We start from the raw sequence: 12,701 nt of genomic DNA on the forward strand, positions 1-12,701 counted from the left end.
ATGTATCTCAACTGCCATTCATATCATAGCCTGCGATACGGCACGATACCGCTTGACGATCTCGTGGCGTTGGGTGTGTCCTGCGGTGCAAATGCTATGGCGTTGACAGATATTCAAACGGTCACAGGAATATATGATTTTATAAAAGCTTGCAAAGCGGTTTCTATCAAGCCGCTGGTTGGGATGGAATTTCGCGGCGAAGCTGGATTGCTTTATATCGGGCTTGCCAAGAACCGTGAAGGCTTGGGCGAATTGTGCCGATTTCTGACGCAACACAATTTTAAGGGACAACCGTTACCGACCACAGCACCACAATTTGAAAATGTTGCTGTTATTTATCCGCTGGAAAATATACCGCAGGAATTAAGAGCGTTTGAATATATCGGTTTGCGTCCCGAACAGATAAGTCTTCTCTATCAAAAGACTTGGTTAGAACAGCTTCATAAAATTGTCGTCCTGCAATCCGTTACACATCGGGGCGGCAAGGAATATGAATTGCATCGGGTCTTACGCGCTATCGACAATAACGTCATTTTATCAAAGCTGACAGAAACCGATTATTGCCAGCCGTCGGAAGTCATGTTGCCGCTCGATCATTTGCTTGCAAAGTATATCCATTATCCGCAAGTGTTAACCAATACCGAGAAGCTAATAGACGATTGCAATTTTGAATATGATTTTTCGACACCTAAAAATAAAAAGCACTATTCCGGAAGCAAGGAAAGCGACCTCGCACTTTTAACCAAACTTGCGAAAGAAGGTTTATTGAAGCGGTACGGCTCAAGCCATGCTGCCGCCACTGAACGGGTGGCACGAGAACTGAAGGTTATCGATGCCTTAAACTTTAGTGCATATTTCCTGATTACTTGGGACATTGTGCAATACAGCAAAAGTCGTGGTCTTATGCATGTAGGACGCGGAAGCGGTGCAAATAGTATTGTCAGCTATTGCCTCGGCATAACGGATATTTGCCCGCTGGAACTGGATTTGTATTTCGAGCGATTTTTGAACTTGAATCGTAAAAGCCCGCCGGATTTTGATATTGATTGGAGCTGGCAAAACCGCGACGAAATTCTTGAGTATATTTTTGACCGCTTCGGGCGCGAGCATGTGGCTTTCTGCGGTACGATTGCAGAATTCAAATACAGGTCAATCTTTCGGGAACTTGGCAAAGTTTTCGGGCTTCCAAAAGAAGAACTGGATGCGCTTTCAAAGCAAAGACCTGACAAGCACGACCATAATGCGGTGGTCAAGGAAATCTACGGGTTTGCAAATATGCTGACGAAGTTTCCCAATATGCGCAGTATGCACTCGTGCGGGATTTTAATTTCTGAAGAACCGCTCACCAACTACACGGCATTGGAAATGCCGCCAAAGGGCTTTCCGATTGTCCAATTTGACATGCATATAGCAGAAGACATTGGCTTTGACAAATTTGACATCCTAAGTCAGCGAGGGCTTGGAAGCATTCGCGATGCTGTTGATATTATCGAGCAAAACGCGGGCGTTCGTGTGGATATTGAAGATGTGACTATTTCTAAAAATGAAACAGCCGCAAATGGTTTTTTGAGCAAAGGAAAAACGATTGGTTGTTTCTATATCGAAAGCCCCGCCATGCGGGGACTGCTGCGCCGCTTGAACTGCAATAACTACTTAACGCTGGTTGCAGCATCTTCCGTAATTCGCCCAGGTGTTGCCATGTCGGGAATGATGGCCGAATATATTTTCAGGCATAACAATCCCGATAAGTTTGAATACTTCCATGATGTTTTTAAACAGCATTTGGGTGAAACCTACGGGGTCATGGTTTATCAGGAAGATGTTATCAAGATTGCGCTTCACTACGGCGGGCTTGACGCTGCCGATGGTGACGTACTTCGGCGTGCCATTAGCGGGAAGGGACGGTCAAAAGACGCGTTGCAAAAAGTAAAAGACAACTTCTTTTTATCCTGTGAAAAGAAAGGACATCCGCTAGAATTGAGCCAAGAAGTGTATCGTCAGATTGAATCCTTTGCGGGGTATTCTTTTTGCAAAGCGCATTCCGCATCGTATGCAGTCGAGAGTTACCAAAGTCTTTATCTGAAGGTTTATTATCCGCTCGAATTTATGGTCGCGGTTATTAACAATCAGGGCGGGTTTTATCGTACGGAAGTTTATGTACATGAGGCGCGAATGTCCGGTGCGGACATTAACAATCCGTGTGTAAATAAGAGTGAATACCAAACGAATATTTACGGAAGTGACATTTATCTTGGGTTCATGCATTTGCAAGGTCTTGAAGCAAAAATCGGATTATTGATTGCAGAAGAACGCAATCAGTACGGCGATTATCTTTCGCTTGACGATTTTATCCGTCGCATACCTATCGGCATAGAAGGTGTGCAAATCTTGATTTGGATTGGCGCGTTTCGCTTTACTGGAAAGGAAAAGGGCGAATTACTTATCGCGGCGCGGCTGTTGCTGGTTAACTTCAAGCCGCAACATCGTGAACCTATGCTGCTTCAAGAACCGACGAAGGACTACAAACTGCCCAAAGTGGAGCGTGCGGATTTTGAAGACGCTTTCGACGAAATCGAATTGTTAAGCTTTCCTGTTTCCTGTTCGCCTTTTGATCTGTTGCAAACGAAGTACAGAGGCGGCGCGAGAGCGAAAGAACTTGTAAATTTTCATCATCAGGAAGTGCGCATATTGGCTTACTTGATTTCTACAAAGCAAGTGCCTACCAAAAGGGGTGATATGTATTTCGGGACATGGATTGACTTGGACGGCGAATATTTTGACACAGCACATTTTGCAGACAGCCTACAACGGTATGGCTTTCAAGGTGGTGGGGTTTACCTATTGCTTGGCAAGGTTCAAATTGATTATCATTTTCCGACGATTGTTGTATCGAAAATGGCGAAGATGCCGTTTATTCCTGACCCGCGATATTCGCATAGTAAAAGGCATCAATTTGAGGTTCAGAAGAATTTGCAGCAGGATATTAGTGCAACAAATCGCTTTCCTTATCCACAGCCGCATGAAATTGGTTTGCCTAGAAAGGCTATGGGAGATTGAGCACGCATTTGATTAAATATTATTCTAAACAATTGCATTAAGTTTCATATTTTTGCAAAATTAGGGTAATATTAAGGCCAGAAATGCGTATTTTTCAACGTTCTTAACTAGAGCACTCATTTGCCCAAGAATAAAAAAAATAATAATAACAAAACCCGTGCAGGCAAACGTCTCACGAAACAAATACATATGAGATATTTAGGCGGGGAACTACACCAAGGCGATTGTCTGCAAGTTATGAAAAACATCGCAGACCAATCTGTAGATATGATTCTATGCGATTTGCCTTACGGCACGACTCGCAACAAATGGGATAGTGTTATTCCATTAGAAGAACTTTGGGCAGAATATAAAAGAATCATAAAGCCCAATGGTGTAATTGCATTGACTTCGCAAGGCATTTTTACAGCAAAACTGATACTTAGTAACGAAGCTTGGTTCAGATACAAATTTGTTTGGGTAAAAAGTAAACCAACAAACTTTCTAAATGCACGCCGTCAACCACTAAGACAGCATGAAGACATTTGTATCTTCTACGGCAGCCAGCCTGAATACAGACCTGTAATGTCGCCGGGAGAACCCTACAATAAAGGAACTCGAAAGGCACAATACACGGGAAGTTATAATGACTTTAAACCTGTTCAGGTTAAGAGTGATGGTGAAAGATTTCCAACAGATACGGTTTATTGCAAAACAGCGGAGAGTGAAGCAGGCGGAAGAGTTTGGCATCCAACACAAAAACCCATAGCCTTAGGTAGATATTTAATTCGTATGTTTACTGGCGAAGGCGATGTTGTACTAGATAATGCCTTTGGAAGTGGAAGCTTTTTAGTTGCAGCAGCCCAAGAAGGAAGAAAATTTATTGGAATAGAGAAAAACGAAGAGGTGCATCTCTTTAAAGAAAGTCAAATTGACTATATGCAAGTTGCAAAAGAGCGTCTTCAAGAAGTTGAAAAAGCACTTAAAGAAAACCAACCAGCCCCAGCACTTTTTTCCGCATTACAACCCTCTCCGCGCGCAGGCGAGCCTAACCGCAAAGGAATGGTAGATATTGATGCAATTATTTACGAGAACAAAAAAGCGATATGAGTATAATTCACGCCGCGTACAATGAGCGATCTTGGGCAATTGATTTAATTGGACATCTTAAACATCTTTCTAATCAACAAAATCGATCAATAAAAGACGCAGGAGGCGAGCAAACAGTTCGCGTTGACGGCGGTAATCTTTTTCCCGACGTTCTGTTATTTGGTGACCGAGCCACAGCAAGAATTTTGCAAGGCTGGGAACTTAAAATGCCGGACACTCCAATTGATAATTTAGAATTTAAACGTAACGCCGAATTAAAAGCCAATGCTCTTGGTCTTGACAGTTACGTGCTTTGGAACGTTACCACTGCTAGACTGTATGTGCGTCAAGCAAACGGCAGATTTATTCTCGAAAGTGAATGGAACGAACTTAACGACCTTACTACTAGAGCGGTTGTTGCTGGTAATCGCGCTCGCTGGGAAGCATTAGCAACCGAAATCTTCAATTACTTAAATGATTTATTTGACAACAATATAATAAACGGCCGTCAATTTATCGATGCGTACCGGAGCGGTGGCGTAACCCAGCTGATAATGGAAAATTCAGGTCAAGTCGCTGATGCGATTAGAGCTGCTTCTGTTGCAAATGCAGGCTTTCGCGCTCAAATGATTTTGTGGTGGGATGCTTCTAAAGCAGAGTATGGCGGCACTGTGATGGAAGATGTGCTAGCACAGGCGGTTATATCAAACTGGATAGGAAAACTATTATTTGCGCACATACTTAGAGAAACAGATAATAGAGCGCAGCAAGTCGCCAATATAACCGATACAACAACTCCTGCCGAAGCACTTGAGATATTCCGAATTCTTTCCGAGGATTGTAATTTCTATACAATATTCTCCGACAGTATCGGATTAGTATATATATCGGACGACGCTTGGGATCAGTTAAAGCAATTTAATAACCTACTGAACGACTTAAGATTAGGGTCAGTAGACCAAGCACAATTATCAAATATTTTAGAATCTACGGTACTCGTAGCGACGAGAAAACTAAGAGGTCAATATCCTACTCCAATAGAATTGGCTCGTTTGTTGGTCTATCTTACTGTAGGTGACATATCACAAGATAAAATTATAGACCCATGCTGCGGAAGCGGCACAATCCCTAGAGCAGCAATGGAGCAAAAGATTGCTGCGGGAATAAGCGGGCAACAAATTTCAAGGACAGTGTATGCGGGCGATCAAGACCCTCAAGCTGTCCAGATTGCGACTTTTGCATTAGCAAAGCCTGCATTAATGCATCAGCCAATCAGATTATTTAAGCGCGATGCCTTTACACTGACACCTGAAACGCAAATTGATTTTCGTGACCCATCAAATGGGGTGTTATTCACAGAGGAACTAGGAACATTTAACGCGATTGTAAGCAATTTGCCATTTGTGGCTCAAGAAGGAAGAGCACAGTATGGTAACGCCCTACATAATATAGCGGCTGGTTTTGGTGAAGCAGGTGAAAGGTTTACGGGGAGAGCAGATGTTGCAGCTTACTTACCATTTTCCTTTCTACCATTACTCCAAGATGGCGGTAAGCTTGGAATCATAATTACAAATTCATGGTTAGGCACCGATTGGGGTGACGATTTTTTAAGATTGTTATCCCAAAATTATCATTTGGAAAGCGTAGTCACTTCGGGTGCGGGTCGATGGTTTCAAAATAGCAAGGTCGTAACAAATATTTTAATTTTGAAGAAAAAGGTAGCTGCTGACGAAGTACCGCTACCGACAAAATTCGTTGTCTTAACTAGGCCACTTACAGAATTGGCCGACGCACATTCCGCTTCATTAGCTGCCGCTCAAATAGAAATAGGGCAGACACAAAATGAGACCATGACTATCAGAGCGATTCCACAAGAACAGCTAAGTCTATTTAGACCTCTTGGATTGGCTGGTAATGCACAGTTTGTAAATTGCGATTGGATATTAGAATTGCCTCTAGTTCCAATGCATGAAATTTTTCAATTTAAGCGTGGCGAAAGACGAGGAGATAATGATTTCTTCTATCCACCAGTAGATAGTGGCATTGAGGAAGAGTATTTAGAAACTCTTGCTAAAAGCCCGATGGATTTTAAAAGGCTTTCGTCGCCAGCCGTCAAATTGGCTTTCTCATGTTCGCGTTCAATCGAAGAATTAGAAGCGCTCGGACATACCGGAGCTTTGAATTGGATTCGTCACCATGAATCACCAGCAAGAATAGCAAAACTACAAACAAGTCGATTGCGTTGGTACGAAATGCGTGCTGACACTCTTACCGATCTCGTGATGTTTATAAACTACGGTCAACGTCTATTCATTGGCCGAGTTAATCCTCCAGCTTTCGCCGACCAAAGGTTGATAAGGTTAGTGCCTATAAATGAAATTGATGTAGACCTTGCTCACGCATTGCTAAATTCTACTATATCGATGTTTATCATTGAAGGCATGGGCTTCGGCAGAGGCGAAGGCGCATTAGACTTAAGTAAAGATAGAGTTGAATCATACATGCACATGCTAAATCCTGCGGCATTATCTCAAGTTCAATCAGACGCAATAAAAGAAGCATTTGCACCATTACTAGAGCGAGATATTCAAACTAATATTGCAGATGAACTGGAACAGGCTGACCGCAAAGCATTTGACCAAGTAGTAATGGAATCTTTCGGATTAAATTTGGATGTGAACCTACTCTACGATTCATTGCTCCATTTAGTGGAAATCCGCCTTACAGCTACAGAGTAAGAGCGTCTGCTTAATTGAACCAACGCATAGAGTAAAACTGCAACAAACTCGGTGAAGGTCGCTTTAATGTAGACCCAGCGTAGACCCAGCTAAATACGATAGCAGGTTTATTTTCAGAATAAGCTGGTAAGTGTTTGAAAAGATTGGTAGCGAGGGAGGGATTTGAACCCCCGACCAAAGGATTATGATTTTGAAAATACGTCATTTATGGAATTTTACGGACATTCATTTTCACTGTAATATCAACAATTTATAGCCTTTTTTGTTTTTTGGTATATGATGGATTTTGACATCAAATGTAGACCCAGCGTAGACCCAGAAATCAAATCATGGACAAATTCAATTTTACACAAGCTTCCTTAGAAGCAATTTCACCGCCGCAAAAAGGCAAACGTTTGTACCTTAAAGACACCCAAGTCTTGGGACTTCAGTGCCGCGTTACGGATAATGGCATTAAGACCTTTAGTGTTTATCGCCGTATTAAAAATGGCCAGTCCGAGCGCATAACGCTTGGGAGATTTGGCGACATTTCCGTTAAGGCAGCCCGCGATGAAGCAAAATTGATTATAGCTGCGATTGCGCAGGGGATGAATCCCGCACAAGTAAAACGTGTGACCAAAGCAGAGAAGAATTTTGACGAGCTTTTCAGCGACTATATTGAATTGCATTCCAAAGTAAAAAAAGGAACTTGGAAGCAGGATTTGGGTAAATACGAAATGTATTTAAAGAAACCGTTGGGCAAAACGAAAGTTTCGCAAATCTCACGGACTGATATTGTTAATTTACATTCAGCAATATCAAGTCAGCCTAAAAAGCGGAAAATAAAAAAGGACGGAGAAATAAAACTCATAAGCGGCGGTACAGCTAACAGAGTCTTGGCACTAATTTCTTCCGTATTTAATTGGGGGATATATACAGGTCGATGCGAAAACAATCCCGCTAAAGGTGTCAGAAAAAATACTGAGCGTAGCAGAGACAGATTTTTGCAAGCCGACGAGATCCCACGCTTCTTTATGTCTTTAGCGCAAGAAGAAAACGCCACAATCAGGGATTTTCTACTGATTGCGCTTTTGACGGGTGCAAGACGGGCGAATGTGATGTCTATGCGTTGGGAAGAAATATCATTCCCGCGCAAAGAATGGCGCATACCCAAAACCAAGAACGGAGAATCACAAGTTATTCCACTCGGTGATGAAGCTTTGCAGATTCTCACTGAACGGGCGCAGAATATGGTGTCTGAATATGTTTTTCCCAGCGAAGGAAAAGCGGGGCATCTGATAGAGCCAAAGAAAGGCTGGGAACGCATTTTAAAGCGTGCAAATATCAAGGAATTGCGTATTCATGACCTCCGACGCACATTAGGTAGTTGGCAAGCGAGAACGGGCGCAAGTCTGATTATCGTAGGGAAATCGCTCGGACACAAATCTCCGCAATCAACGGCCATTTATTCCCGACTTGATCTTGACCCTGTCCGCAAGTCGGTCGAAGTGGCAACGCAAGCAATGCTCAAAGTTGCTGGTATTCGATTTCACTTTGCAAAAGCCTGTGTGCGAAAAAAATCCCAAAAAAATTTCTTTGCAACCACATTGCAATAAAAAATTTACTAATCCCTTTGTAATCTCAAATCGTCATTTGACGCTCGTGTGAGTGGTTCTTTGTTTACGGGCATTGTTTGTTTTTTATCAAACAAGTGAGTCAGCCCGATTTTGCAAAACCGATGCATAATAAGGATATGAGCCAAAGCAACAACACAGCTTTGGGTAGTTACTGATAGGGGGAAATAAATGCTAAAGACTAACAGGGAATATGAAACGACCGATTTAAATTTTGATGGCGGAAGTTTTGAGAGCAATCTTTGCAGAGAAGACGTAACGCAAAAAGATTCATTAATGAATCGAAAAGAAGCTGCACGGTATCTTAATTTCAAGCCCAACACGTTAGCGGTGTGGGACTGTACAAGGCGATATGATTTGAAGCCAATTAAGATTGGCCGTTCGGTACGCTACCGTAAATCGGTACTCGACCAGTTTTTGCTGACCTTCCTGACACCATAAGGTCAAAAGAAAACCAAATTTACTAAAATTATCAATCAAATTTATGAGGTATCTCCATGAACAGAGAAGAAGCCAACACTATTGTTATGTCTGAAATCCTGAAAAAGCTCGGTTACGAGCCAGTCAAAGACAGCGGAAACGAAACCTTTTTCATTTCGCCAATCAATGATAACAAGGCCGCCAGCTTTGTCGTCGATAAGCTGAATAATGCATGGTATGACCTGACGGAAGGGGCTAGCGGTGATGTTGTGGAGTTCGTGCGCTCCTACCTTAAATACAGCGGCGAAGATAACACAGATGCGGATATTTACCGCTGGCTCATGAATATGAGCGCACCGCAAACGCCAAGTGCGCCTGACATGTTTTCTTCGATAAATGACAATACAGCAATGCCAGCCCTTTGCTTTGAGAGAATTTCCGAACTTAGGTACCCTGCGCTTGTGAAGTATCTTGAATCAAAAGGTATTTCGATTGCGGTTGCCAAGAAATACCTGAACGAAATCTTGGTCAGAAACTTGCATACAGGTAAAAAATTCTATGCCTTTGGCCTCTCGACAGAGAGCGAAGGATTCGAGCTTCGCAATCGGGTATTTCGAGGCAGCATCGGTACGCAAAGCATTTCTTTTGTTCGCGGTACAAAAGTGCCAGCCGATGAAATCCATATTTTTGAAGATATGATGGATTTCATGTCAGCAGTCATGCACAATGGAGAAGACTTTCAAGGGGATGTGCTGATTTTAAACTCGGTATTCTGCCTGCCCATGTCCACCGCATACATCAGAAACTACTCGTACCGCAAAATCAATACATGGCTTAATAACGATACGGCTGGAGTCATGGCGACAAGAAACCTGAAAGACACAGCGGAAATTCTTAAAATCGGGTTTACACCAATGAACAAGATGTACGCACCTTTCAAAAGTGTCAATGCTTGGCACTTGCAAAAGGACTTACTTTAAGAGAGGAGAAAATGCGATGCCGAAACTAAAACAGGATTTTACGAAGGTGACTGAAGTACAACTTGTCTATCATAGCAAACAGAAACTGGAAGACAGACCTGTCATTAAGTCTTCGCTGGACGCATACAAACTTCTCTTTAATACTTGGGATGATGGTAAACTTGAACTTCAGGAGCAGTTTAAAATCGTCCTGCTGGATAGAAAAAACAGCGTCTTGGGCGTATCAACTATTGCTTGGGGCGGTATTTCCGAATGTGCTGTTGATTTAAGGCTTGCTTTTGCGACTGCATTAAAAGCAAGGGCGACCGGAATGATACTTGCGCACAATCATCCGTCAGGAAATAAAACCTTTAGCGACAGCGACAAATCCCTGACGAGGAAATTTGCGGAAGCGGGGAAGGTACTGGACATTTCTATACTTGACCATATCGTATTGACTCGTAACACCTATTCGTCCATGTCAGACGATGGGTATATGCCCACAGTTCAACTCAAGTTCTAAAGTTCGTCATGAAACTTAAACCCGCAAGATTAACGTCTTGCGGGTTCTTTTTTGCGATTACCAATGATGACCATATCTTTTGCAAGCCTCATGAATGACATCTAAAGCCTTCATCAATTCATTCAAATCAAGCACATCTCCCCAGTAAATCAGGGTATTATTAAATGAATTGTATCCCCGATGAATATTATCTAATGGTGATTTAAATTGTGATGCGAATTCTGACCCATATTGCAAGGCTAGTAAATGTTCGCTAAGAGAAGGATTCATCGCCAAATCAGTATAGTTAATACCGCCATTGCCTTGCTTATTAAAATAATCTTCAATCCGGCTATCGTAATGCTCAAAATGGTTGCGAAATTTACGTTCGGAAAGCATATTGTCTTTCTCGACGCACAGTACTTGCCGCAATTTTTCTCCACGCTCTTGATCTGCCTTATAAGGCGGCCAAAGAATCTTCGAAACATTTCCGGTTGCGACGAGAATAGACTGTATTGCACCCCAAACTTCGATGCTGTCTAAATTTTCATTGGCAGCTTGAAGACGTTCAGCCGCTTTTTTTGCGATTTTTGTTTGCAGCACAATTTCGCTGACAAAAGTCATTTCCAGTAATCCGTGCATTTCAATCCCTTTTAGTTAGTACCTGTAAAGTTGTACCTATGTTGTACCAAAAGAAAAGCCCCGTCTGTAATCCTAGACGGGGCTTGCTCTCATTCAGCGGAGAAAGAGGGACTACAACAGTTGTATTTCTTTAATCCTGTTTAATGACACCTGCAATACAAACCCTTACTAATACTGTTAAACTTTACATTTTAACAGTCTAAATAGGTTCAAATAAATTCAAACAGAATCAATGTATGTTGTCTTAATGTTGTCTAAATGGTTTTAATTTATACATTTGCCTTATACAAATTTTCATCCAATGGCGACAATTAAATTTATGCTGCAAAGCGAGCGCGAGAACGCACCGATTTACCTTCGGCTATCTGTCGGGAAGGGAAACACCCCAAAACGTAAAACAAGGGAATTTATCAATGCGAAAGCGTGGAGTAAGGCAAAGGGCTATCCGAACGACAAAGACGCAGACGGTAAAAATTTAAAATCAAGATTGCTTGACCTCGAAGCGCACGTATTGAAGCAATTCACCGACGACGACAAAAAAGGCCTGAAAATAGACGGCGACTGGTTAGAGAAAACCATCGACAAATTTCACGACCGTATTGAACCGACTAACTTGGATTACATCGTTGCGTACGGCGAGCATTACGTCAAGCGACTGCCGTATAGTATTTCGGCCAAAGGAAAGAAAGGTGTCAACGCATCGACGGTGACAAAGTACAATACGATTGTCGAAAAGCTTCGCGGTTATGAATCTCATTCTGGCAGGCCGTTGCTCGTTCGCGATATTAACTTGGCATTTCGGGACAATTTTCTTGAATATCTCGAAACTGTTGAGAACATTAGCGATAATACGGCGGGAAGGTATCTTGGCTTCGTTAAAACGATTGTATTGCACGCACGAAAAAACGGAATCAATGTAAGCCCTCAAATCGATGACTTTAGGGCATTTACCATTAAAGCACCTATTGTTACCCTTACGCCTGATGAAATCGAACAATTGAAGGCAACTGAGTACAAGGATGAGAAACTTGATGCTGCTCGCGATTGGCTCGTAATGTCTTGCTTTCTCGGGCAACGTGCGAGTGACCTGTTACGGATGAATGAGAAGATGATTGAAAAGCACGGCGGCCATAGGTTCGTCGTTCTCACGCAGCAAAAAACAGGGAAAACGGTTCAAATTCCGATACACTACGAGGTTGACGACATTCTGCGTAAGCGACACGGCAAGTTTCCGCCTGTGTTCGCAAAGAATCCGTCAAGCAACAGCGCTCTTTACGACAGATTGTTAAAAGATGTCTGCGCGATGGCTAAAATCGACGAAATGACCGAAGGAAATCTGACCGATCCTCAAACCAAAAAATACGGTACAGGAAATTACCCGAAATGGATGTTGGTTTCCTCGCATATCGGACGTAGAAGCTTTGCAACAAACTTTTATGCCCAACGGGAATATCCAACACCGCTACTGATGAGCGTGACGGGACACGCGACGGAAACTATGTTTCTTGAATACATTGGAAAGAAGCCGATGGATTACGCGATTCAGTTGGCGGAAATTTGGGCTGAAAAGTCAAAATCCGCACCACCGTTATTACGCGCTTTGACCGCTTAAACCAAGCCCTGACGTAATCAGGGCTTTTTTTAGCTTCACAAAAAAAATTGAGGAATACACATTGTTGACAAGTTTGGGACTGCACGGAAA

General features: G+C 42.5%; 9 protein-coding genes. 8 read left to right on the top strand and 1 reads right to left on the bottom strand.

Annotation, left to right across the window (positions count from 1 at the left end; genetic code table 11):
• The 7 genes from ACM9J1_RS01020 to ACM9J1_RS01050 all read left to right on the top strand — a co-directional run bounded on the left by ACM9J1_RS01020 (position 1) and on the right by ACM9J1_RS01050 (position 10,378).
• Positions 1–3,057, top strand: coding sequence for a DNA polymerase III subunit alpha (locus ACM9J1_RS01020; RefSeq protein WP_415579979.1), 3,057 nt, complete (start codon positions 1–3; stop codon positions 3,055–3,057).
• A gap of 189 nt (positions 3,058–3,246) precedes the next feature.
• Complete coding sequence (locus tag ACM9J1_RS01025; RefSeq protein ID WP_415579980.1) at positions 3,247–4,146, top strand: DNA-methyltransferase; 900 nt, start codon at positions 3,247–3,249, stop codon at positions 4,144–4,146.
• Positions 4,143–6,863: an N-6 DNA methylase gene (locus ACM9J1_RS01030; RefSeq protein WP_415579981.1), complete on the top strand. Its 2,721-nt coding sequence runs from the start codon at positions 4,143–4,145 to the stop codon at positions 6,861–6,863. Before ACM9J1_RS01025 ends, ACM9J1_RS01030 begins: the two co-directional genes overlap by 4 nt.
• Positions 6,864–7,192: 329 nt before the next feature.
• The gene (locus ACM9J1_RS01035; protein ID WP_415579982.1) at positions 7,193–8,458 is read left to right on the top strand and encodes a tyrosine-type recombinase/integrase; all 1,266 of its coding nucleotides are present in this window, start codon (positions 7,193–7,195) and stop codon (positions 8,456–8,458) included.
• Between the two features lie 294 nt (positions 8,459–8,752).
• The gene (locus ACM9J1_RS01040) at positions 8,753–8,917 is read left to right on the top strand and encodes a helix-turn-helix domain-containing protein (protein WP_415579983.1); all 165 of its coding nucleotides are present in this window, start codon (positions 8,753–8,755) and stop codon (positions 8,915–8,917) included.
• A gap of 56 nt (positions 8,918–8,973) precedes the next feature.
• Positions 8,974–9,876 (top strand): hypothetical protein, encoded by a 903-nt coding sequence (locus ACM9J1_RS01045; protein WP_415579985.1) that lies wholly within the window; start codon positions 8,974–8,976, stop codon positions 9,874–9,876.
• A gap of 16 nt (positions 9,877–9,892) precedes the next feature.
• Positions 9,893–10,378 (top strand): JAB domain-containing protein, encoded by a 486-nt coding sequence (locus tag ACM9J1_RS01050; RefSeq protein WP_415579986.1) that lies wholly within the window; start codon positions 9,893–9,895, stop codon positions 10,376–10,378.
• 57 nt (positions 10,379–10,435) lie between these two features.
• Here ACM9J1_RS01050 and ACM9J1_RS01055 read toward each other — a convergent pair whose 3' ends face one another.
• The gene (locus ACM9J1_RS01055; protein ID WP_415579988.1) at positions 10,436–10,999 is read right to left on the bottom strand and encodes a hypothetical protein; all 564 of its coding nucleotides are present in this window, start codon (positions 10,997–10,999) and stop codon (positions 10,436–10,438) included.
• 301 nt (positions 11,000–11,300) lie between these two features.
• Here ACM9J1_RS01055 and ACM9J1_RS01060 point away from each other — a divergent pair, with 301 nt between their 5' ends.
• Positions 11,301–12,611 carry a phage integrase SAM-like domain-containing protein gene (locus ACM9J1_RS01060; RefSeq protein ID WP_415579990.1) on the top strand — a complete coding sequence of 437 codons (1,311 nt, stop codon included), beginning with the start codon at positions 11,301–11,303 and terminating at the stop codon, positions 12,609–12,611.
• Positions 12,612–12,701 lie beyond the last annotated feature (90 nt).

The organism is Flavobacterium longum, assembly GCF_965137575.1.
Taxonomy (GTDB): domain Bacteria; phylum Bacteroidota; class Bacteroidia; order Flavobacteriales; family Flavobacteriaceae; genus Flavobacterium; species Flavobacterium longum.

Coding starts and splice junctions, on each gene's coding strand:
- ACM9J1_RS01025 (WP_415579980.1), top strand. CDS start 3,247: ATGAGATATTTAGGCGGGGAACTACACCAAGGCGATTGTCTGCAAGTT.
- ACM9J1_RS01035 (WP_415579982.1), top strand. CDS start 7,193: ATGGACAAATTCAATTTTACACAAGCTTCCTTAGAAGCAATTTCACCG.
- ACM9J1_RS01050 (WP_415579986.1), top strand. CDS start 9,893: ATGCCGAAACTAAAACAGGATTTTACGAAGGTGACTGAAGTACAACTT.
- ACM9J1_RS01060 (WP_415579990.1), top strand. CDS start 11,301: ATGGCGACAATTAAATTTATGCTGCAAAGCGAGCGCGAGAACGCACCG.
- ACM9J1_RS01040 (WP_415579983.1), top strand. CDS start 8,753: ATGAATCGAAAAGAAGCTGCACGGTATCTTAATTTCAAGCCCAACACG.
- ACM9J1_RS01020 (WP_415579979.1), top strand. CDS start 1: ATGTATCTCAACTGCCATTCATATCATAGCCTGCGATACGGCACGATA.
- ACM9J1_RS01045 (WP_415579985.1), top strand. CDS start 8,974: ATGAACAGAGAAGAAGCCAACACTATTGTTATGTCTGAAATCCTGAAA.
- ACM9J1_RS01055 (WP_415579988.1), bottom strand. CDS start 10,999: ATGCACGGATTACTGGAAATGACTTTTGTCAGCGAAATTGTGCTGCAA.
- ACM9J1_RS01030 (WP_415579981.1), top strand. CDS start 4,143: ATGAGTATAATTCACGCCGCGTACAATGAGCGATCTTGGGCAATTGAT.